General features: G+C 47.6%; 14 protein-coding genes and 1 pseudogene. 6 read left to right on the top strand and 9 right to left on the bottom strand.

Annotated elements, in window-relative coordinates; translation table 11 throughout:
- Window position 1: 1 nt before the first annotated feature.
- The 8 genes and pseudogenes from U2F10_RS05070 to U2F10_RS05035 all read right to left on the bottom strand — a co-directional run bounded on the left by U2F10_RS05070 (window position 2) and on the right by U2F10_RS05035 (window position 9,638).
- Window positions 2-1,549 (bottom strand): ATP-binding protein, encoded by a 1,548-nt coding sequence (locus U2F10_RS05070; protein ID WP_499871105.1) that lies wholly within the window; start codon window positions 1,547-1,549, stop codon window positions 2-4.
- Window positions 1,550-1,643: 94 nt separating this feature from the next.
- The gene (locus U2F10_RS05065) at window positions 1,644-2,048 is read right to left on the bottom strand and encodes a type II toxin-antitoxin system VapC family toxin (RefSeq protein ID WP_163702957.1); all 405 of its coding nucleotides are present in this window, start codon (window positions 2,046-2,048) and stop codon (window positions 1,644-1,646) included.
- Window positions 2,048-2,290 (bottom strand): hypothetical protein, encoded by a 243-nt coding sequence (locus U2F10_RS05060; protein ID WP_499871104.1) that lies wholly within the window; start codon window positions 2,288-2,290, stop codon window positions 2,048-2,050. The genes U2F10_RS05065 and U2F10_RS05060 overlap by 1 nt, the downstream gene beginning before the upstream one ends.
- A gap of 198 nt (window positions 2,291-2,488) precedes the next feature.
- Window positions 2,489-2,742 (bottom strand): annotated as a pseudogene (locus U2F10_RS05055) (ATP-binding protein); the annotation flags it as partial.
- Window positions 2,743-2,817: 75 nt separating this feature from the next.
- The gene (locus tag U2F10_RS05050) at window positions 2,818-6,093 is read right to left on the bottom strand and encodes an ATP-binding protein (protein ID WP_499871102.1); all 3,276 of its coding nucleotides are present in this window, start codon (window positions 6,091-6,093) and stop codon (window positions 2,818-2,820) included.
- Between the two features lie 9 nt (window positions 6,094-6,102).
- Window positions 6,103-6,756, bottom strand: a complete 654-nt coding sequence (locus U2F10_RS05045) for a hypothetical protein (RefSeq protein ID WP_499871101.1) — start codon at window positions 6,754-6,756, stop codon at window positions 6,103-6,105.
- Window positions 6,753-7,826 (bottom strand): endonuclease domain-containing protein, encoded by a 1,074-nt coding sequence (locus U2F10_RS05040; protein ID WP_499871099.1) that lies wholly within the window; start codon window positions 7,824-7,826, stop codon window positions 6,753-6,755. The genes U2F10_RS05045 and U2F10_RS05040 overlap by 4 nt, the downstream gene beginning before the upstream one ends.
- 324 nt (window positions 7,827-8,150) lie before the next feature.
- Window positions 8,151-9,638, bottom strand: a complete 1,488-nt coding sequence (locus tag U2F10_RS05035; RefSeq protein ID WP_499871097.1) for a tetratricopeptide repeat protein — start codon at window positions 9,636-9,638, stop codon at window positions 8,151-8,153.
- A gap of 327 nt (window positions 9,639-9,965) precedes the next feature.
- On the opposite strand from U2F10_RS05035, the gene U2F10_RS05030 reads away from it, so the two are divergent.
- The 5 genes from U2F10_RS05030 to U2F10_RS05010 all read left to right on the top strand — a co-directional run bounded on the left by U2F10_RS05030 (window position 9,966) and on the right by U2F10_RS05010 (window position 18,092).
- Window positions 9,966-11,837, top strand: coding sequence for a hypothetical protein (locus tag U2F10_RS05030; RefSeq protein WP_499871095.1), 1,872 nt, complete (start codon window positions 9,966-9,968; stop codon window positions 11,835-11,837).
- A gap of 28 nt (window positions 11,838-11,865) precedes the next feature.
- The gene (locus U2F10_RS05025; protein ID WP_499871094.1) at window positions 11,866-13,539 is read left to right on the top strand and encodes a DNA repair helicase XPB; all 1,674 of its coding nucleotides are present in this window, start codon (window positions 11,866-11,868) and stop codon (window positions 13,537-13,539) included.
- A gap of 169 nt (window positions 13,540-13,708) precedes the next feature.
- Window positions 13,709-14,164 carry a helix-turn-helix domain-containing protein gene (locus tag U2F10_RS05020; RefSeq protein WP_499871092.1) on the top strand — a complete coding sequence of 152 codons (456 nt, stop codon included), beginning with the start codon at window positions 13,709-13,711 and terminating at the stop codon, window positions 14,162-14,164.
- Complete coding sequence (locus U2F10_RS05015) at window positions 14,164-14,739, top strand: PIN domain-containing protein (protein ID WP_499871090.1); 576 nt, start codon at window positions 14,164-14,166, stop codon at window positions 14,737-14,739. The genes U2F10_RS05020 and U2F10_RS05015 overlap by 1 nt, the downstream gene beginning before the upstream one ends.
- Window positions 14,740-14,867: 128 nt before the next feature.
- Complete coding sequence (locus tag U2F10_RS05010; RefSeq protein WP_499871088.1) at window positions 14,868-18,092, top strand: COR domain-containing protein; 3,225 nt, start codon at window positions 14,868-14,870, stop codon at window positions 18,090-18,092.
- 895 nt (window positions 18,093-18,987) lie between these two features.
- On the opposite strand, the gene amt is transcribed toward U2F10_RS05010, so the two are convergent.
- Window positions 18,988-21,600 carry an ammonium transporter gene (gene amt, locus U2F10_RS05005; RefSeq protein WP_499871086.1) on the bottom strand — a complete coding sequence of 871 codons (2,613 nt, stop codon included), beginning with the start codon at window positions 21,598-21,600 and terminating at the stop codon, window positions 18,988-18,990.
- A gap of 595 nt (window positions 21,601-22,195) precedes the next feature.
- Between amt and U2F10_RS05000 the strand changes: the two genes are divergently transcribed.
- The gene (locus tag U2F10_RS05000) at window positions 22,196-22,588 is read left to right on the top strand and encodes a YybH family protein (protein WP_499871085.1); all 393 of its coding nucleotides are present in this window, start codon (window positions 22,196-22,198) and stop codon (window positions 22,586-22,588) included.
- Window positions 22,589-22,618: the final 30 nt, after the last annotated feature.

Here is a 22,618-nt window from a genome sequence, read left to right as displayed (position 1 = left end):
ATTATCCTCGGATCACCGTCACCTGACGCTTGCTCTCGGTTTCTGCTACCTCAGTTGTAGTTCGTTCAGCGATGGGCCGTAATCCCTGACGCTGGTCAAAAATAATTAGCCAACCCTGATTAAGACCTAATCCAGCTAAATATCGATCTAACTGTTCTAACCCTGCTTTTAGTGGATCGGTTCGTCCTTGTCGCCACACTTTCAGTTCGATTCCCAGTATGGTTTTGCCATAGCGCAAACACAGATCCATCCGGTCGGTGCCGATAGCATATTCCCGTTCCAGAGTGCCGCCACCATTCACAACTCGATGTAAGAAAGCCATCATAACTAAGTGGGGGGCAATCTCATGATACGGAGCACTTTTAAGCAATGGTTCACCATGTTGTCGCCAAAATGAGAGAAATGCTTTGAGTAAGGCATCTGGCATGAGCTCTCCCTGGTCATTTAGCCAGGATGGAGCAATCATCGGTAATGAAGCTTGGGGCACTTTGGCCAGGACCCATGGTAACACTTCCCGATAGATGGGATTAGCTATGACGATGCCACCGCCATTGGCCAGGCTACATAGGCCGAGATCTAACACATACTGTAAATCTTCATTGGGAACTACGGGTAACGATTGCCCTGCCAGAATAGGTTCGATAATCGCTCTCACACGATCTTCTCGCAGGCGTTCAGCCAAACTATCCAGGTGGGTGTCTTGTCGTTGAATTAAAATTTCTTTGGCTGCGTAGATATGGCCAACGTCAATGGTTTGCTCAGGATTGGGAACAAGTTCTTCAACAATTTCTTTGGCTAAGGCATTGACTAACCAGGGTTGGCCCTGGGTTAATTCATATGCAGCCTGTATGGCGTCTGTCGTAAACTGTTGTTCGGTTTCTTCTGTGTGCTGTTGATAGAGCTGAAGGATTTCTGATTGATTGAAGTTTCGTAGGGTTAATGATTTAACCTTGATATTGAAGGGACTGGCTGTTTGTAAACGGTTACTACCACCTGAGGCAACCTTGTAATCACGTACATCTCTAAGACCGATTAGTGCCAGGGAGTGCGGGAAGTTTTTAGGGCGGCGGGGATAGCCATCACGTAGCTGACGCAACACACTGATGAGGGCCTCATCCATAAGGGCGTCGATTTCGTCGATGAAAACCACCAACGGTCTGGGGGACGCCTGACACCAGGCTTCCAGGGCGGCTCCGATGCGGTTGCCGTCTACCTGGGGCCATGGAGGTGGTTGTAGGTCTGGGGGTAACCAGGCTCTGGCAGCCTGTCGCCAGGATTCTAGGATATTAGTTACTGCTTTGTCTGGATCGTGGCTGAAGGGTTGGCCGACTTCGGTGGAGACCATGATGGCGGTGTAGCGATCGCTGGCGGTTAGCTCTTGGGCCAGGGCCAACATGGCGGTGGTTTTACCGGTTTGGCGGGGGGCATGGACGACGAAGTAGCCACGTTGAGCGATAATGCGCTCGATGCCTGGGAACCGTGCGGTGGGCGGTAACATGTAATGGATTTCAGGCTGGCAAGGGCCAGCCGTGTTGAACCATTTGGGCATCAAGGAAGCCCCGACGAAATGATACGTGCAGTATAGCAATGTAGACTGACACGTTAGCGTAGTGAATTCTTGAATTTGTTCAGATTACAAACGATTAGGGCTGTTGCCAGTTTTCTGTCTGTAGCCCAGGAACTCGATCGAACTCCCGTTGATTTGCCGTGACCATGAGAAGACTATGCTGTAGAGCAGTCGCCGCAATTAATATGTCGTAAGCCCCAATTGGTTGACCCTGCTCTTTAAGACGTGCTCGAATTTGGGCAGCTTCTTCAGCTTCTTCAATCCCCATAGGGAGAATAGTTATAGAATCGAGCAACGTAACAATTGTTGGTTCTATTTTCTGGGCACGCTGAGGATTGTTTAGCAGGCCATAACGCAATTCCATAACGGTAATCACTGAAACGGCTATATCGGTAGGGGCTGTTTGCTTTAGGCGAGTTTGAGTACCGGGCTCACCTTTTATGAAATCGCTGATAACGCAAGTATCGAGTAAGTATTGCATCAGAATAGCTCTGACTCGCGAGGTGGAAGCAGTTCACTTCGATAGGATTCGAAGGCAGGAAAGTCGGGGAATCCACGAAAGGATAGGATTGTGTCTGGCCATTGAGGCATCGGCACAGTTGATGCTTGGGTTATCTGCCGTAAGCCTTGGAGAATGAAGGTCTGGAGCGGAATATTTGATTCTGCTGCTTGTCGGACTAGATCTTGTTCGAGATCTGGCGGTAGATTGATCATGATTTGCATGGGGTTTCTCCGTCAGACTACTCATTGAGATTGACATAGAAATAGGATAGCAAATCTGGATTCGACGGTTTTCTTAGTGTTGGCTCTGGTGGCTTTTGATATTTTAGGTATGCAAAAGGCACTATGCATACGAGATTTTCATGTTTGGGGATAACCAGGCTCTGGCGGCCTGTCGTCAGGATTCTAGGATGTTGTTGCGGCTTTGTCGGGATCGTGGCTGAAGGGTTGGCCGACTTCGGTGGAGACCATGATGGCGGTGTAGCGATCGCTGGCGGTTAGTTCTTGGGCCAGGGCCAACATGGCGGTGGTTTTGCCGGTTTGGCGGGGGCATGGACGACGAAGTAGCCGCGTTGATCGATAATGCGCTCGATGCCTGGGAACCATGCAGTGGGCGGTAACATGTAATGGATTTCAGGCTGGCAAGGGCCAGCCGTGTTGAACCATTTGGGCATCTAGGAAGTCACGACGAAATGATACGTGCAGTATAGCAATGTAGACTGACACGTCGGCTCATATTAAAGCATTAGCTATTGGGCACGTTGTAGTACTTCTGATTCATCCAGAGGAGTTGATGGATGATGGGATAGGCAGAGTGAAGTTGCGACTTTAAGGGGTGGATTGATAGATTCTGAAGCGACATAGAATTGTCCTCGTTTAAGTTTTGCAATATCATCCCCATGTCCGCCACGCTGACGGATTTGATCCTGCACTACGCTGATAGCAGCAGGGGAATTAGCTCTTCCATAAAACTGATTAGAACAGTTTGCAATAATGTTGTGATCAATACTTTTTGGGGCCTGGGTTGCAAAAATAATACCAAGCCCGTATTTGCGTGCCTGAGCTGCAAGCCGATTGAGGCTAGATTTGCAGGGTGTAGATTGTTGAGATGGCAGAAAATCTTTGGCTTCATCAATAACTAGCAGGCCCCTCAACGGTTTATCCAATGGAGCTGGGTTCTTTTTGATCCAGGTAAATAGCGTCATTGCTAACTGATTAAGAAACTGTTGTTGTTGAGATAGCCCTGGCAAACCAATAAAGTTAATAATAGATAGACGTGTTTTTGATGGATTCTCTAGACCTAGTAGGATAGCTGGATCAAGGGAGGAGCCCCCCTGGCGTAAAAGTGGATTATTGGCAATTTCTGCATTCAATAGATCAGCCATTTCCTGGGCTCGTTTATGGGCATTTGTGATACCACCATTGGCTTCTTCGGGAAGTTCTTTTAAGAACTCGGCAAAGTATTCTAAATCTCCTCCGCCTGTACGAGCAAAGTGCTCTAGGGCATTTCGCAAAACTCCACGCTTAATCTGAGCTGTGTTGCCCTTACCCGAGGCTACAACAGCTTGTAAACTGTCGCGGGCCATATCAATTGCTTGACTTAGTTCATCGGCATCGTTAACCAACGCTGAAAAGTTGGGTAATGGGTCGAGGGAAAGTGGCCTACCGGACTCACGTCCCGGTGTCCAGATCATCACCTCAGTATTGTGGTGATAGTATTCAGCCTTGTATTGATCGTCTTCACTCCAGGCATCTGGTCGATTTGGCCATCGGTCTCCCATTCTGGCTAAATCATTGGCCCCATCAATCACAATGGCAGGGATGCCTTGAAGGGCAGCCTCTTCAACCAGTCGTCGGACGAGTACTGTTTTACCGGCTCCGCTACCTGCCAAAATTACCGTATGTTTGGTTAATGCTTCTAGCGGGATTGAAATACTATTGCCGATTTGTTTGCCTATGATTCGTTTACCTACGGGTAAGCCAGTAGGTTTGTTTTCGGAAGCTGACGAGCCAGAAATAGGCGAATCAAAGCTTGAATGATCTGTTGGGGTCTCGCTTGATGTTTCGCTAGACTTAGCACTGGAGGAAGAAGGTTCGGCATTACCTGAAGCAGCGCCTTTAGAGCTATCGGCAGGTTTCGAATTATCTTGACTATTAGTCGTAGGAATTGCATCGCCAAATAGCCAGGCTACAGTATCTTGCAGACAAGAAAGCTGGGAAGCAGGGCGTTGATGTTGTAGCCAACTATCAAAGTTAGGCAGGTTTTGCGATTTTAAATGATGCAAAGCACCCATAGTCTGTAGCTCTGCATTAGTTGGATAGATAAATATTCCCCCTGCCTGAGAAAATTTCTGTGTTAGCTGCTGTGTAGCTGCACCACCTGGAATATCATTGTTTTGGGTTCTAACGATCACCAATCGTCGAAAGCTCAAGGCGCGATCAATACCAGCAGTAGTTATGGCAGCTTTTAATCGAGCTTTATAGGCAGAATGATGTGTACGCTGGAGGGCTCTGAGACAAAGATGTTTCTCTCGATCTCCTTCTGCTCTATAGATCAGCCGAACCCGCGCATGCATTTGGGGATAGTTTCTGCCACCAGGAAAGTTAATATCTAGAGCGGTATCTATATCATCGGGAAGAGAGTTTTCTTGTTGAAGACAGTACCCAACCGTCTGTAGCCACTGGCCTAAGACAGTATCCTCTTTTTTCTCATTCAGTGCCTGGCTGATGTCGAACCGTTGAATCACTTTTTGAAATTCTTGTTCAACAGCATGATATCTATTTGATGGTGGATTGATCGGGCTATTTTCTTCAAATGAGCGTAATTCGGTAATTTTTTGAGCCGTTAAAGAACTCTGACGATGCTGCTCACACCGTTGCAAAATTTCCCTAGGGAATATCCCTTTTTGCGTGGCATCTGCAAAAAAATTAGGATGAAATGGCCAGGTTGAATAGGGGACATCTAAACTATTCTGATAAGCTGCCCTTAGGCGAGATTCTACTAATTGAGATGCTATAGTTTGTTGAGTGATTTCCATTAAAACTGTTGGACGTTGAAATCTATCACGAAATGATTGAACAACTTCTTCTGTAAGGATTTTCCAAGTAACGTCCAGACAGGAAATCACGGTCAGTGTACGTGAGGTTTTGTCTCGTAGCGCCATGAGGCCACCGCCAATTCCCTCAATAATTGATTTAGAAATAAGTTGTTCTTCTGATATGTGACCGTCTGTTGTCACAGATGTCGCATAATGGTGTTGAGCAACAATAGAGTCAATTTGATCAAAGGCCAAAACCCATGAAGACTGTAACCCTAAAATCCAAGATAGTCCTTCTATAATATCGCTCAATCTTTTACAAGAATTTGTTTTAAAGCGAAAATCTTTCTTGGCAGACTCTTCGATTTCTAAACCGCATAGCCAAGAGTAACCGATGTCAGACAAAATAAAATCATCAGAATTAAGCAGTACTAGGGCTCTGACAATATCCTGATATCGATTGGCCGCTTGATGATTACGTTGATTAATCGCTTTAAGTATTAACAGAATTCCTTTGTGTAGGGGAACTGCTGTTAAATTTGCCATTTCTTCAGCCGAGACATTGGCATGGCCAGCTAAGTTTAGCAAATATTGTATTACCTGTCTTAGTTGGAATTGAGGAGTTCCACCTTCACTTTCTTCACGAAGAGAACTGATGTAGCCTTGTACTGTTGTTTCCCAAAAATCATGAACATCGGTCATATCTACTAAGATAAAGCCAATACCCTGCGACGCTAATTGTTGACGAAGAACACCTAGAAAATGAGTTTTCCCTGATCCAGCTAAACCCGAAATGACCTGACCTAAAGGTGGCTCAGAATATTCTAATTTAGAAAGCCCAGTTACGGCAGTAAGAATCTTTTCACGTTCTTGTTGATGTAAACCCTCAATGTGAAACGCAGGTGTATCCCATATACTTCGTACATGGGTGGTCCAGCTAAAATCAACAGCTTGTAAGGCCTGTAAGGCTAGAGCATCGTCAATCATAGTTATTAATTACTTAACATATACAAAATAACGTTTGTTATCACCACCCAAATCAATGGCTGCTTGTTCATCTTCAGGTCCAATTTCTTGGGGGTCTTCCATGGATCTAAGTGAAACCTCACCAGCCTGTTGCATAGAACGCAGAGTATCGTTAATTACCTGAGGCGGTATATCCTCTAAATATTGGTGAATTTTGTAAAGCCGCGCTCTAAAATCGGAACTATTTTGAGTAATATTAATGTATGCTTCACGAATTTTCTCTTCAAGTGAAGTATTCGCCATTTGACTCTCTGTAGGCGTATCTGATGAAGATACTGTAGGTGCTAAAAAGTCTACTAGTGGAACATCGTTAGAACGCATATATTGTCCTAACCGCATGAGAAATGTTTGAAAAATTGGGATGGCTGTGGTTGCTCTAGGCGAAATCTCTATTTTAAAGTCTTCCGACTGAAAACGCTCTGACATCCAGTACCAGGCTTTTTCTTCCAGGACAAGATGGCTGGCACCCCCTCTTTTTTCAAGCTTGATGAGTCCCTTTTCGATTAACGGCTGACAGGTTGCTTTAGTCATTTTAGGTTTCACTTTTGATACCATCGGTGTGTCACCCGTCAGCAAAAGATTCAAGAGAACCAGCTCGTGTTTATATGATAGTTGTTCACTCATTGACGTACCTCACGTAAAGATCGAAGTTGCTGTCGCCGAAATCGAACGACATCGCGGATTTTGTCGATGGCTACCTCAGCATCTGACATAACTTCATCATGGGGTAGCCTCAACACAATATAGTCGCTTATGAGGAGTTCGTAGTCGCGGTTGCGATCGCGATTAAATCCAAATCGATTCCCATGGTGTCGATAGCCATCAATTTCCACCACAACACGCCCTTCTGGCCAGAGTAAATCGACCATGTAATGACTAAAGCGAACTGTTTGCAACCTTTGGTTAAATTTAAATAATGACGCTAATTCCGTATCTTGGGTTAGTAGTATAGCTAACCTTTGCTCTCCAGGACTAAAAGGGTGGGGCCTTCCCTGAATAGGAAAAATAGTATGTTTAGCTTCTTGAAGAGATTTAGTCTGTTGAGATGATGATTCAACAGTAGATAAGGTGATTGATCCATAGAGTATTGACTCTAGCTCATTAGATATGGCTAAACTCTCTGGAAGGAGTACTACAACACGTGAATTTGTATGATCAGCTATCCAAGTGACAGCTTTGGCTAGTCCAAATAAACAATGACTAGATGGCTGAGGATCTGTGATTGCAAGAATAAGCCCATCTAATTCAAGGGCAAAAGCGAGTTGAGTTAACTGTAGATTATGGGAAAAATTCCTCAGAAAGGGTATCTTCTGCTGTTGACATGCCTGTACCGCAGTCTTGAGCCAAGGTAAAGATATATTGTCACGGGTTGCTTGCAAGGCAGAACATGAATACCTATTCATTAAGGCATCCGTTGCTAATGCTCCAGATTCTACAAATAACTCATCTTGTTGATACCAATCAGGCCATAACTCAAAAGAAACTTTCGCTAGAGTTTCTACAACATCAGCAATGACCTGGCTCTGATTAGGTAGTAAATCCCAAATATGTGTTACAACTCGTTGCCAATGCATATCATTGACAGCCGCAAATATGTGAGCGATATCACCTGTGGCGTTCTTGCATAGAACGGTTTGAACCTGCCTTGGAGAGAGCAGTTTCAGGGCATCACTTAATGACTTTTGATGAGACATTAGACCTGAATACTACATCTACAATGAAGTCTATACAGTATTTAGTACAACGTTTCAGAAAATTTTGATGCCGTATTTTTACTGTAAGAATTAATTATTTCAGCCAGAGACCATAGCGTACCTCAAATCCTTCAAATACTCTACCCTCCAGCTGTCAACAGTCTCACAACACAATGCCATCCCATCCGCCTGTAATTCCGATTTTGCCGCCAGCACACCATTCTCCAACCGCAAAATCACCTGCCCCTTCCCAAATATCCCTGAATCCACAACAACTTGCACATCATGGCAAAGATCACTTACCCCCAAACGACCTGACAACAATTACTGACGACGATAGAGTTCGACTTCGTTGGCCAGGATGCGGACATCGTAATAGGCCAGGAAATCTTGGCCGAGGAGACCGGCTGAAAAGTTGGGCGCGATCGCAACATGCACATTCATCGCGGCTGCCGACTGCACCCGAATCGACCGCACCCAACCATTACTGATCGGAATCGCCGCCTCACCTGGAATCTGCAAAAAGCCCCCTAGAGTCCCCTTAATCCCCAACATCGATGCCATCGTCTCGGTAATAATGGTGCGAGGCAAATCCTGCTGCATCAACATATCAAATGAGTGTCGATCATTAAACCGTACCTCAATCACCGGCATCCCCGACCGCATCGCCTTAATCGGCACCCGAATTAACCGCTCCGCCTCGGCCTCGGCCTTTTCTTGATCCAACTCCTGACGAATTGCCTCCGCCCGATTCGCGGCTACCTTCTGCGCTCGCCAATTCCCCTGATCTAGCCATAACGATGCCGCCTGCCGATAATCCGCCAACGCCTCCTTCCCAGACTGCACCGATGCTCGCGCATCATATAGTTCAGCTGATGGCTTTATTGCGATCGCATTCGAATAATCCTTAAACGCATTGTCCATATCTCCCAGCTGTTGATAGGCTTGCCCTCGTATCGTCAGCCGCTCTGCTGTCGCCTCCGTTTTGATCAACTCTGTTATTGTTGTCATTGCCCCGTAGGCATCTCCCAATGCCAGCCGAATTTTGGCCCGTTGCACCTGAACCATCGGATCTTCGGGAGCTAGCTGCTGCACCCTGGCCATATCTCGTGTTGCTGCTTCGTAACGATGGAGCTGGGCTTGGAGATAGGCGCGATCGCACAGGGCCTCTAGATGATTCGGATCGATTTCCAACAACCAATTTAGATCTGCCAATGCTTGTCTGAATAGACCTTGGGTCACTTTTTCCCTTGCCCGCTGCAAAAATTCTGTTGGTGACACCATGGGAGCTGGTGTTCCAGAGGTCTTTCCTGGAGTCTGGGATACCTTAGCAGTCGGTTCTACTGGCTGATTTAACTCTGTCTGTAGCTGATTCGCCTGCTCCAAGCAAGCGGTTGCGTTCGCCTTATCCTTTTGTGCCAGATATAACTTAGTGGCTGCCTTATAGGCGTTGATTGCTGCTTGGGGCTGACCCACCTGACGATACATTTTGCCTAATAATTGTTGCGCTGCTGCTAGCTGAGGATCTAGCTTTAATGCTTGCTGGGCATCGATAATGGCTGATGACGGTGTGGCGGTGGTGACATAGGCGAGGGCTCGTCCCAGGTACGCCTGCGCCGTTGGTTCTCGTTGGATGACTTTGGTGTAATCTGCGATCGCTCCCGCACTATCTCCCACCTGAAGCCGTGTCCGTCCCCGTAGTCGGTATGCCTCTGCCTGTTGCGAGTTGGCTAAAATTACCTGATCTAATAGGGCTAATGCTGTACGTAGTTCGCCCCGCTCAACACAATCCACTGCCTGCTGATAGCTCATTGTTGTTTTTATGCCAGTTGTTTTGACACCATCCTATGGACCCTACCAGGAGTCTGCCCCATTGATCTTAACTCGCTTAACCCTAACGCCACATGCCATGACACCATCTGCTCCAAAAACACCCGATTATCCTGAAAACTGCTAACGCGGTGCATCCCAGACAGATATTGATGCCAGAAATGCGCTGATAAAGAATTTGGTCAATTACCAGGGCAACGATAACCGCCTCAATGTAACGCTTTTTGCCAGGAAATCAGATAGGTTTATGGCTGACATACTATGGTGACGACTGCATTGGCAGTTGCTGCATGTCCAAACTGTTGACCCATGGCAAGAACCTCAGACATATCTCTGCTAACAACCGTAGACGAAGGGTTATCCTTTGTCACTGTAGACCAGCTCAAAAAGCTGCTACCCCTCTTGCCCAAGTCCGTTAAAGCTACCCGCAAAGCAGATCTAGTGGCCGCGATCGCAACCCAGCTAACCGGCAAATCCCTCAAAAAACTGTGGCAAGGACTCACCGAAATTCAACAGGCCGTTGTCGCAGAAGCCGTTCATGTCACTGACGGCACCTATAACGCTGGGTCATTTATCGCCAAATATGGTCAAAAACCCAGCTGGGGTACCTACGGATCCTATGGCTATCGCTCTGAACCATCGCCACTACAGCTATTTTTCCTACCGACAGGAACCTATGGTGCTGGTCTCCATATGCCCATTGACATGCAGGTTGAGCTGCAAGCCTACGTCCCAGAACCAAAACCTTTAGCCTTAAACACCCTGGAGAATCCCCCCAGTGGTTTCAAGGTAGTTGACAAATACTACGATTATAAAAATCGTCGCCCGGCCTCCCAGGAAAGAGATGTGGATGTGCGTCTGTGTGAAACAGAACGGCTGGCCCAGCAAGATTTACAAGCTGTGCTGCGATTGGTAAACCTGGGTAAGGTCAGCGTCAGTGACAAAACCTTGATGCCCACCAAAGCTACCCTCAAGTCTGTTGCCAGCGTAATCCAAGGGGAAGACTACTATACCGAAGCCGATGAAGAGCCAGACCTGGATTATCTAGACCCCATTGGCACCATTAAACCCCTGGCCTGGACGATGCTGCTACAGGCATCAGGGTTGACCCTCCTGGAAGGCAAAAAACTCAAGCTCAGTAAAACAGGCCAAAAGGCGCTAGCGGCCTCCCCTGAGAAGGCGCTAAAAACCCTGTGGAAGAAGTGGCTCAAGACCACCATCCTGGATGAACTGCGGCGGGTGGACAACATTAAAGGCCAGACGGGTAAAGGAAAACGGGGGCTGACGGCAGTGGCGGGACGGCGCAGTGTGATTGTCCAGGGTTTAATGGATTGTCCGGTGGGGAAATGGGTGACCTATGACGATCTAAAAGACTATTTGGTGGCCAGTAACCAAACATTTGAGGTGAGTCGTTATCCTGAGAACCTGTACATCAGCGACTCAAACTATGGTCGTCTATACGATGCGGGTGGGTACTGGAGCATTTTGGAAACAGCCTATATGCGCTGCTTTTTGTTTGAATATGTGGCCACATTGGGCCTGATCGATATTGCCTATGTGAATCCCTATGATGCGCCATCGCAAACTGAATTAGATCACTTTTGGGGAGGAGAAGACCTTAGTTTTTTAAGCCGATACGATGGACTGCTGGCGCTACGGCTGACTCCCTTGGGAGCATTTTGTCTGGGTCTAACGGCGGACTACACAGCCCCAGAACTGACCACCGATACCACCCTGCGAGTCTTACCCAATCTCGATATTGTGCTGACGGGACAACCGCTTCAGGCGACTGAGCTGATGATGATGGATACGTTTACCCAACAAACCTCAGATGCGGTGTGGAAGCTGGATCGAGAGACGGCGCTTAAGGCCGCTGCCGAAGGGCATTCACTGACAGAATTTCAAGCTTTTTTGACGGAGGCCAGCGCTGATGGACTGCCGAATACGGTGCAACAGTTTTTTGAGGACTGCGTGGAGCGAACCACCAGTGTTCAGGATCGGGGTTTGGCGCGGTTGATTGAGTGTAAGGATAAGACCCTGGCAGCCTTAATCGCCAATGACTCGCGAACGAAAAAGTTTTGTTATCTGGCGGGGGATTGTTGTTTGGTGGTGCCGACGGACAAGGAGACAAGATTTCGGACGGCGTTGCGTAAGGTGGGGTATACGTTGCCGTTGGGGTGAGGTGGAGAAAGGATGAACGGGAGATGGGATGAGCTATTCGCCTGATAATGCGTTGATTATTCAAAGCGATCGCACTGTTTTGTTGGATGTGCATGCGGCCAATGCAGAACAGGCTCAGGCTGCGATCGCACCCTTTGCTGAACTGGTTAAAAGCCCTGAACATATTCACACCTATCAGCTCAGTCCTCTGAGCATCTGGAATGCACGGGCAGCGGGTATGGCCGTAACCGAGATGGTGGCGGCCCTGGAGGAAAATGCCAAATATCCCATGCCGGAGTCCGTGGCCCAGGAACTGGAAACGTTGGGGCAGCGTTATGGACTGACGGTGCTGCGACAGCATCGAGCACAGGGACTGGTGTTGCTGGTGGTGGATGCGGCCCTGGCGGAACAACTACAGCGTCATGAACAGGTGGGACCGCTATTGGGGGAGCGATTTTCGGACACGGAGTTTGCGATCGCCCTGGCCCATCGCGGTAGTCTTAAACAGGCTTTATTGGCGGCTGGCTATCCAGCAGAAGACCTGGCTGGCTATGTGACCGGTGATGCCCTCACCCTGTCTCTAAGGGAAAAAAGTCTCTCAGGTCAGCCGTTTAGTTTACGCTCTTATCAACAAAAAGCAGCGGATCTATTTTACCAATCGGGCCATGCCAAAGGCGGCAGCGGCGTGATTGTTTTACCCTGTGGTGCCGGTAAAACCATGGTGGGCATGGCAACCATGGCGGCGATTCAACAACACACCCTAATTCTCACCAGTAATCTCACATCGGTGCGCCAATGGCGGCGAGAACTATTGGATAAAACCAGTCTAACGGAGGACCATATTGCCGAATACAGCGGTGACCGCAAGGCAACGGGGCCAGTCACATTGGCCACTTACCAAATTCTTACCTACCGTGCCCATAAAGATGAAGACTTTTGGCATTTGGGTTTGTTTGACCAGCAGGACTGGGGGTTGATCATCTACGATGAGGTTCACCTGCTACCGGCCCCTGTCTTTCGCATTACGGCCACCCTCCAGGCCCGTCGGCGTTTGGGTCTGACCGCCACCCTGATTCGAGAAGATGGCCATGAAGGAGATGTGTTTGCCCTGATTGGTCCCAAACGCTACGATGTGCCCTGGCGCGACCTGGAAACCCAAGGCTTTATTGCCACGGCCCACTGCACCGAGATTCGGATTGCTCAGCCGGAGGATTGGCAGATGGACTATGCCATGGCTCCCCGACGGCAACAGTTTCGCATTGCTGCGGAAAATCCCCGTAAGTTGGAGGTAGTTAAGACTCTCCTAGAGAAAGAGGCTGGTCATCGGATTCTAATTATTGGTGAATATATCAGTCAGCTTAAATCCATTGCGGCAATAGTAGATTTTCCATTAATTACGGGAAAAACCAGCCAATCAGATCGGGAGAAAATCTATGATTCATTCCGTCAAGGAGATGTCTCTGGCTTGGTGCTATCGCGGGTGGGAAATTTTGCGTTAGATTTACCCGATGCGGATGTGTTGATCCAGGTGTCAGGCAAATACGGCTCACGGCAGGAAGAAGCCCAGCGATTGGGGCGGATACTCCGTCCGAAACAGACAGGAAATAATGCTCAGTTTTATACGCTGGTGTCATCACGCACCTGTGAAGAAGACTTTGCCCAGCATCGACAGTTATTTCTCACAGAACAGGGCTATCGCTATCAAATTGAGGTTCTCACCTAACTGCCAACCAAAAATCGTAAACGGACAAGTGCTCTAAAAATCCACTTCGTTTTCAGCAAGTGGATTTTTAGCCCCAAAATTCCACTTCAGCGAGGCAGCTCGTTGCGAATATTTCGAATATTTCCTACACTGGATCCTAAGATGTTAGCCCTAGCGGAGGGCCTAACCCATGGCTAGTTTGCCTTACACGGCTTATATTCCCCAAAATGATGATGCGCAGCTTTCTAAGGAAAGTAGTCGCATCCTTGCTGCTCATGTTAATGGCATCACACCTAATCTCAAAGTGGTGGAGCAGGATGGGACTGAGCAAACGATATCTATACCGGCTGCGGCCTATCGACTGCTGGTGGATGTGCTTACCCAAATGGCCCAGGGCAATGCGGTTACGTTAATTCCTATTCATGCTGAGCTGACTACCCAAGAGGCGGCTGACTTGTTGAATGTCTCGCGGCCTTATCTGATTAAGCAAATTGAAGCTGGGGCGATTCCCCATCATAAAGTGGGGCGACATCGTCGGATTCGGTTTGATGATTTGATGGCTTACAAGCAACAGGTAGATGAGCGAAGCACTAAGGCATTAGATCAGATGGTGGCGCTGTCAGAAGATATGGGTCTGTATGACTGATGGCCAGGGGTTCAACGGTTTTGTATGATGCCTGTGTTTTTTATCCTAATCATTTGCGGGATCTTTTGATGCAGTTGGCAACAACGGGACTTTTTGCTGCTAAGTGGACAGAGCAGATTCATGATGAATGGACGCGCAACCTACTGCAAAATCGTGCTGATATTGATGCTGATAAGTTAGAAAACCTGAGAAAGCTAATCAATCAGAGTATTCCCGACTGTTTGGTAACAGGTTTTGAGTACATTATTCCGTCAGTGGAGTTACCAGACCCTGATGACCGGCATGTGTTAGCTGCTGCCATTACAGCCAATGTGGATATTTTAGTTACTTTCAATCTCAAAGACTTTCCCAGTTCGGTATTAGCTCAGCATGACATTGAGGCACAGCATCCTGATGACTTTATCGCTGACCTGCTGGATTTGAAGCCGTTACGGGGGATACAAGCAATACAAACGATTCAAAGCCGATTGAAAAAACCGCCCGTTAGTTTTGATGAGTATCTAGAAATTTTGCTAAGGCAAGGATTGCCTGTAACGGTTTCAATACTACGTCAGTTGAGGGAGTATAAGAGCTAAATATTTGGCCTAAATCAATCTATACCTCCCCTGCTCTCCGTCCTCCTCTACCTCCCCTGCTCCCCCTCTCCCCTCTCTCCCCTACAGATCTGCTATAACGGAGGCGGCAAACGATTGGGTAAGCAAAGATGACGCCAGAGGAAGGTTATCGGGAAGCAGAACGGCGGATTGAGGTGGCGCGTCAGGAGGGGGCGACGGAGCTGGATTTGAGTAATCTGGCGTTGACAGAGGTGCCTGAGTCGATTGGTCAGCTTACTCAGTTGGACAAGCTTGATCTTAGTGGATACGGAGATTCTAAAAATCAATTGACGGGATTGCCGGATGCGATCGCAAATCTTACCCAGTTACAATCACTAAATTTCTCAAATAATGGATTAACGAGATTGTTGGATGCGATCTCAAATCTCACTCATTTGAAAGAGCTGAATCTCTCCAATAATCAATTGACGGGATTGCCGGATGCGATCGCAAATCTCACTCAACTGAAAGAGCTGAATCTCTCCAATAATCAATTGACGGGATTGCCGGATGCGATCGCAAATCTCACTCAACTGAAAAAGCTGAATCTTTCCAACAACAAACTGACGGAGTTGCCGGATGCGATCTCAAATCTTGTTCAACTACAATCTCTTTCTTGCCACAGCAATCAATTAACAGAGTTACCTGAAGCACTTGGAGCATTACTTTTACTTGAGGAATTACATCTTTGGAACAATAGAATTACTATATTGCCAGATTGTATAGGTAATCTTCAAAATTTAAGAAATGCATACCTTGATAACTCATTTGGTTGTTTTCCTTTACCTATTCTGCGGCTAAAAAAACTTACTGGATTAGCTCTTGGCGGGTCTGGACTTTCTCATTTGCCTGATGCGCTAGGAGAACTCATAGAACTAAGGACAGTTTATCTACAAAGAAATAAGCTAACTGATTTACCAAAATCTCTGGCAAATCTCACTCACTTAAATTTTCTTAATATTAACGATAATCCTCTTAACGAGGATCTGAATGCTGCAAATCAACAAGGAGTCAAAGAGGTTAAGCAGTATTTGCGATCTAGATTTGAAGGAGAAGTATTACTAAATGAAGCAAAGCTTATTTTAGTGGGTGAGGGTGAAGTCGGCAAAAGTTGTTTGCTAGGCGCATTACGCGGAGATATATGGGTAGACAGTCGTCCTACTACACATGGTATTGAAATTAAACCTGTAATTGTCAAAACGCCTGGGAACAAGACAGAGATTAGATTAAACGGCTGGGATTTTGGCGGACAACGAGTCTATCGCCCTACTCACCAGCTATTTTTCAGTTCATCTGCAGTTTATCTGGTGGTATGGAAACCACGGGAAGGTCCACAACAAGGCTTTGTCAAAGAGTGGATTACGCTGATTAAACACCGAGAGCCTGATGCCAAAATACTGGTAGTCGCAACCCACGGTGGCCCCGGACAGCGCCAACCAGATATTGATCGCCAGGAACTAATTGACCTGTTTGGCGAAGAAACAGTTTTAGGTTTCCACTATGTAGACAGCAAGACTGGGAAAGGAATTACTGAACTAAGAGAAAGAATTGGTGAAGTAGCTACTAAGCTCCCCGGTATGGGTCGCCTCGTACCCACTAAATGGCAGCAAATTAGAGAACTCTTGGAAGAAACTGGCAATACTCATATGCGCTATGACAATGTCATTGCCATCTGCGAAGAACAAGGCCTAGAAGGCTTTGCCGCCGAACTCTTTGTCCGCGTCTCCCATACCCTCGGCTACCTGATCCACTACCACTACGACACTGTCCTCAAAGACATCGTTATCCTCAAACCCGACTGGCTAGCCAAAGCCATCAGCTTTGTCTTCGATGATGAAACAACTCGAAACAACAATGGGCTAGTCGAGTTCGACCACCTCAGCCACCTCTGGAGTCATCCCCCCTTCGAAGATGAAACCGGCTATCCAAAGGAACTCCATCCCGTCTTCCTAAAGCTAATGGAACGCTTTGACCTCTCCTACAAAGTCGTTCTTGATCCTGCCGCACCTAAAACCAGCAATACCTACCTAATCGGTCAATTAGTCGATGACAATCGCCCAGAGCAATTGCCTGAATGGAAAGAACAGCCCGAAGAAGGCGATAACCAACAAATACAACTCTGCTGTATTGTTGATGATCGTGGCCAAAGTGCTAAGGCAGAGGGTCTGTTCTTTCAGCTAATTGTTCGTCTCCACAAATATTCCCTTGGCCGCAACAACTATGCCAACAGCATCCATTGGCAACGGGGCCTGATGCTCGACAACGACTACAACGGTCGCGCCCTGCTCGAACACATCGGCAACGATGTCAAAATCACCGTCCGTGCCGCCTATCCAGAACGATTTCTCGCTTACCTCACCGAAGAAGTTAAATGGCTGGTGGAAAGCTTTTGGGAAGGTCTCAATTGCAAAATTATGGTGCCCTGCATTCATCCCTGCGGCATGGAACAGCCCGGCACTGGACGGTTTGAAGTAGAAAAACTAATCGCCAGCAAAAAGAAAAAGCGGCCTGAGTTTCCCTGCCCTGTTTCCGGCTGTGATGAGTGGCAAGACATTGACCAACTGCTCAGCAATGCCCCGACTGCCCCCCCCCCATCAGAAAACCTGGGTATCGACCAGTTGCGCACCGTATTCAGAGACGAGCTGAAAGTCCTACGCAAAGATCTAGCCACCCACGATCGCAACGAGCAGCAGCGCTACCAAGCCCTTTCAAAAAATCAGCGGGCCATGCTGAGCCAGATCGACCAGCAGTTTGCCTATGTCATGCAAATGCTCACCGACGAAGCCAAAGATGGTCCCCGCCTATTCAGCTTTAAGCCCCTCGACCCAGGCTTTTTCGACCGTCCCAAATGGGTCAGCGAAAAGTTCCAACTCACCCTCTGGTGCGAACACTCCCGCCAACCATTGCCCATCCTTAATGACGGCAACCAACAGGGCGTCTACGAACTCGAACTTAACTGCGAATGGTTTACTAAAGCTGTCCCTTACTTCAAACTCCTTACCGGCACCCTCAGCCTGGTCCTCCCCGTCGCCGCATCCACCACCCAGTTTATGCTCGATGATGCCACCTACAAAGGCATCCAAGAAGAACTGGACCTGGGCCAAAAAAGCCTGGAGTTTGGCATCAAGAGTAGCGATATCACCGTAGACTGGCAAACTAAACGCGACTCCGCCGAATTTGAGCAGGGAGACGCTATTCGTGCCCAGGGTGCTATGCTGCGAGAACTCCACGGATTTCTTAAAGAAAAAGATCCTAGCTTTGGCGGGTTAGTGCAGGTACAAAACAAACGCCGCGAGTTTTTATGGGTACACTCCCAGTTTGTTGATGAATACTAAAAGGAAGGGATAACTTTTTCCCCTACAGGGTTACGGGTGTACACACATCTCGGAGATTGAACTGGAAAATGGCTCTAACTCCTAGATCTTGCACTAAGTTGGTGGTGAAGCTAAATCCCACGCCAGGTTCAAAACCCAGCGCTAATTGAGGGCTGTCGCTATAGGCGCAAGACTTCTCGCAGAGTAGCGATAAGATAGGCTGTTAAGCTCTGTGCATAAGCTTTCACCAATCTCTTAACCCCTTTAGTGGGTTTTGATCCAGCTAGCCTTGCGACTTTGAGTCCAAGGTGGGTTGATGCTTCCCAGCCAGGTGCAAGATATTAGTAACTCCTGTCTTGCTCCACTCTGTGACTTGTGTGTACGCCCTAGCCTACCTACGGTGTATACACATCTAGAAGATAATGTCCCAAAAAGTATACCTGGCCTGGAATTGCTCCACTCTGCGAGAAGCCGCTTTAGCGTCTACATCCTAAATCTTTCTCCTGGGAGCGAAGGACTTTGAGGCCAGGCCCCCCTTCTCCCTCAGGGAGTAAGGGGTTGGGGGATGAGGGTGAGGGCTCGAGATTTGGAGCAACTCTCCGACTTATGTATACACAGTAGCCCTAGCCTACAGAGAGGGATGACGGGTTGGGTTGGCTGTTCAAGCTACTGAGCTAATAGCGAGGTGGGCTGCTCAGGGCTTTCCTCCCTGAAACCCTCCTGTTCGTGGGGGCCTCAACGCCCCCACACCCCCTGCAAAAATTGGTGTCTTATCCCTTTTAGGCGGATTTGGGTGATCGGCGAGGTGATTACGCTGCTCCGCGTTCGCTCCACACCGTAAAAGAAAAGTTATCTCACTTTTCGAAAAACTAACCCATCTGCAAATGCCCCAGCCAGTCCACCCTTGGGCATTCTCTTAAACAGTTAAAGCAGGCAACGGAATTTCGATGACAAAGGTAGTTTCCTTTCCGGCTGTCGTATAGATCTTTCCATGATGCTGGTTGACGATGATTTGATGGGTTGTCGCCAGGCCTAAGCCAGTCCCTTCACCGACGGGTTTGGTGGTAAAAAATGGGTTAAAGATATTGGATTTAATTTCTGGAGGAATGCCTGGTCCGTTGTTCTTTATAGTAATAGTGACAAGTTGATCGGTAGCGTGGGTTGCGATCGCAATTTTAGGTTGAGTACAGGCAGGCGTCGTTACGGCATCCACCGCATTGGTCAAAACATTGAGAAACGCCTGGTTTAAATTTCTGGCATAGCATGGCACTTTAGGTAGTTGTCCATAGTGGCGTTCGATAACAACGGGCGTATGGGCTGAGTCTAGACGATGGGTTAAAAGCAGTAATGCATTTTCTAACCCCGCATGGAGATCGACCGCTTTGAAATCCGCTTTGTCTTGATGTGCAAAGGTTTGCAGTGATTTTATAATGTCACCAATACGTTCTGCACCAACCTGCATAGAATTAATTAGCTTTGGAAAATCATCTAGCAAAAAATCAAGTTCTTGATCGTCAATAACAGATTGAGCCTGTAGTTGAGTCTGGGTCTGGGGTGGTAAGGCTTGGTATCCCTGGCGATAAAGGGATATTAACTGGATCAAATTCTGAGCATAGTCAGCGGCATGGGATAGATTACCCTGTATGAAGGTTGCCGGATTATTAATCTCGTGGGCCATGCCCGCTACCAATTGCCCCAAGCCTGCCATTTTCTCGCTGTGCACTAACTGGACCTGGGTTTGTTTCAGTTTATTCAGGGTGTTAGTCAGCTCGATAGTCTTATTTCGTTCGCGTTGTTCAGAACAGCGTAGTTCAGCCTCGGCCACCTTGCGCGCTGTGATGTCACGAATCATGATGGTATAAAAAAGATCGTCAAAAACCTGTGTCTGGGTAACGGTTATTTCAAGGGGAAATAAATGCCCTTCAATATGTCTCCCTAAAATTTCATGGGGTTGTTGACTGTCGCTGGTTAGCTGCAGTAACCGTTTGAGACAGACTACTTTATTGTCCCAGGTACAGTTTTCCAAATAGACAAAGTGTGAAAAATTGTGTCCAATCATCTCTGACTTAGAGTTGCCAAAGATACGCTCAACTGAAGGGTTTGTGGTTTGAATCAGGAGCTGATCCACAGAAACGGATAAAATTCCTTCACCCGCTGTTTCAAAAATTGCTTCTGTTTTTTCAATTGCTTTTTCTAATGTTGTGACTACCTGAAAATACCACTGGGACAGTTGCCCTTCTTCATAAAAGGTATCGACTGGTATGCGTCGCGTTCGTTTACCCGTGCGTGCATGGTGACTGATGGTTGTATAAAAATCCTGTAGTGGGTTTCTAGCCTGGTGTTCAGTGATATTAAGTCCCACATACTCTTGCCGAGCAGTAACCCTGAGGGCAAAGCAACGATCCAAAAGTACCAGAGCCAATAGTGTTGCTGTAAAGCTCCATAGGCCACAGGCCAGGATTCCAGACACTTGAACTTTAAGCTGTTCTAGTGGGCTCAGACCTGTGTTGAGAATGACCGGATCCGCAAAAATAGCGACGGCTAAGGTGCCCCATATACCGGCCCCTAGATGGACGGGAATTGCACCAACGGCGTCATCAATATGCCAGTGCTCCATCAGTTTGGTGAGCCATAACATGCACAAACTGCCGACGCCACCAATCAGGAGAGATTCAGCTGTGGATACAGCGTGACAGTTGGCCGTAATCGCGACTAGCCCTGCCAGGGCCCCGTTCATGGTTGTACTAACGGTCAGGGTCTTTTGGCGAATGAGGGCTATGAGTATGGGGGTAACGATGCCAGCGGCCCCGGCTAATAGGGTATGGGTCAAAATGTTGGGAACATTATCATTCAACGCCAGGGCACTGCCCCCATTGAAGCCAAACCAGCCAAACCAGAGCAGCATTGTGCCGAGAAACGAAAGGGGAAAGTCGGAACCTGAGATACTCTGGTGCGATCGCTTTTTAGAAAACCGGCCCAAGCGGGGGCCAATAAATAAAATAGTTGCCAGGGCGCTCCACCCCCCCACACTGTGCACCACGGTGGAACCCGCAAAATCAATAAAGCCTTGCTGCCCCAACCATCCCAGCATTTCTCCCTGGAACAATCCATTCCAACTCCAGTGACCAAATAGGGGATAGATCAGACCTGAAATAATTACGGAGATAGCAATGTACCCTTTGAAACTAATCCGTTCAGCGGCTGCCCCCGATAAAATGGTCACAGCTGTGCTACAAAACATGGCCTGGAAGAGGAAAAATGCATTAAACCAGGCAGATAGTTGTTCTAGGGGTGGACAGTAGCTATTGTTACCTAACCATCCACCGTAGGATTGGCCAAACATGAGACCATACCCAATGGTCCAGAAAATGAGGACTGAGACACTGAGATCAGCAATATTTTTAATAACAACATTAATGCTATTTTTACGACGAGTTGCTCCGGCCTCCAGACACAGAAACCCTGCTTGCATTAAAAAAACCAGACCAGCGCTGCACACCAGCCACAATATATCTATTTTGCCGTGCATTTAATCAGTCAATAAAGAAATATAGCTTTGGTTGATTTGAGCAGATGCAACGTTTGGGAATATTCAGTGTCAGTGTTAATGCAACGACAGACAGACGCAAATGCATCTTGGGTTTGATTGCAATATGACTTGCATCTCATTCTATCTGTGATTTACATCAATATACTGTATACAAATTGTACGCTAGGTACTCAAATGCCGATAGCCTAGCGAAACTTGAGCACATAAATTTCAGTATCGTCAACTCAGTAGTGTAAATTTTGGCACTACCTGTTCTATTGCGGCCCACAAGCTCACAAAATACAACCAGCGCCGCCTCAAAATTTCTGCCCCCGTTGCTGCGGCTAGCGGTTGAGAAGTTGCCACAGCCCCCCGTGTTCCCAACATGACAGGACGAGCGGAAGCTTAGGGATAGGACGTAAGATCGAATAGTTACATGTTGGGGGGCGAGGTCTTTCTATGTTGGGCACGTTCTCAAGGCTATAACCTGCTGATGTTTGAGATGTATACCAGAGGGTAAAACTTAAGCGGATTAGGCAAGTAAGTTACAGCGGAAGAGATCTCTACACCTGCAAGAATCATTAGAGAGGGAATTATGTCGGTTAGCGATCGCAACCAAATCAAAACAATATTCGAGGACATCTATCCCGAAAACGCCAGGGCCAAAGATTCCGATGCCTATGCCGCCATGTTTACCAAAGCAGCTATACAAATGCCACCCCATGTTCCTGACCATAACGGTAGAGCCAGTATTGCAGCAGGATATGCGCAGCAGGTTGCCGATAAAGATCTAGTTCCCACACTCACCGCCGAAGAAATCCAGGTTATGGGAGACTTTGGCTACGTCACTGGCATCGCCATGGTGACCGTACACCCCCACGATGGCAGCCCATCGGTGCAAATTAAGTTTCGGGGCCTATGGCTCATGCAAAAAGAGCAGGGAGATTGGAAAATCCATCGTCAGATCTGGAATGAGAAGCCCCAGTAAATAGCCACTGCTCCGCTAAACCCTTTACAC

Source organism: Leptothoe sp. EHU-05/26/07-4, assembly GCF_043421015.1.
Classification (GTDB): Bacteria; Cyanobacteriota; Cyanobacteriia; order Phormidesmidales; family Phormidesmidaceae; genus Leptothoe; species Leptothoe turfae.
This window is presented reverse-complemented; position numbering and strand designations above follow the sequence as displayed.

Bases quoted from the DNA above. Each gene is read 5' to 3' on its own strand.
- U2F10_RS05070 (WP_499871105.1), bottom strand. From the start codon at position 1,549: ATGCCCAAATGGTTCAACACGGCTGGCCCTTGCCAGCCTGAAATCCAT.
- U2F10_RS05065 (WP_163702957.1), bottom strand. From the start codon at position 2,048: ATGCAATACTTACTCGATACTTGCGTTATCAGCGATTTCATAAAAGGT.
- U2F10_RS05060 (WP_499871104.1), bottom strand. From the start codon at position 2,290: ATGCAAATCATGATCAATCTACCGCCAGATCTCGAACAAGATCTAGTC.
- U2F10_RS05050 (WP_499871102.1), bottom strand. From the start codon at position 6,093: ATGATTGACGATGCTCTAGCCTTACAGGCCTTACAAGCTGTTGATTTT.
- U2F10_RS05045 (WP_499871101.1), bottom strand. From the start codon at position 6,756: ATGAGTGAACAACTATCATATAAACACGAGCTGGTTCTCTTGAATCTT.
- U2F10_RS05040 (WP_499871099.1), bottom strand. From the start codon at position 7,826: ATGTCTCATCAAAAGTCATTAAGTGATGCCCTGAAACTGCTCTCTCCA.
- U2F10_RS05035 (WP_499871097.1), bottom strand. From the start codon at position 9,638: ATGAGCTATCAGCAGGCAGTGGATTGTGTTGAGCGGGGCGAACTACGT.
- U2F10_RS05030 (WP_499871095.1), top strand. From the start codon at position 9,966: ATGGCAAGAACCTCAGACATATCTCTGCTAACAACCGTAGACGAAGGG.
- U2F10_RS05025 (WP_499871094.1), top strand. From the start codon at position 11,866: ATGAGCTATTCGCCTGATAATGCGTTGATTATTCAAAGCGATCGCACT.
- U2F10_RS05020 (WP_499871092.1), top strand. From the start codon at position 13,709: ATGGCTAGTTTGCCTTACACGGCTTATATTCCCCAAAATGATGATGCG.
- U2F10_RS05015 (WP_499871090.1), top strand. From the start codon at position 14,164: ATGGCCAGGGGTTCAACGGTTTTGTATGATGCCTGTGTTTTTTATCCT.
- U2F10_RS05010 (WP_499871088.1), top strand. From the start codon at position 14,868: ATGACGCCAGAGGAAGGTTATCGGGAAGCAGAACGGCGGATTGAGGTG.
- amt (WP_499871086.1), bottom strand. From the start codon at position 21,600: ATGCACGGCAAAATAGATATATTGTGGCTGGTGTGCAGCGCTGGTCTG.
- U2F10_RS05000 (WP_499871085.1), top strand. From the start codon at position 22,196: ATGTCGGTTAGCGATCGCAACCAAATCAAAACAATATTCGAGGACATC.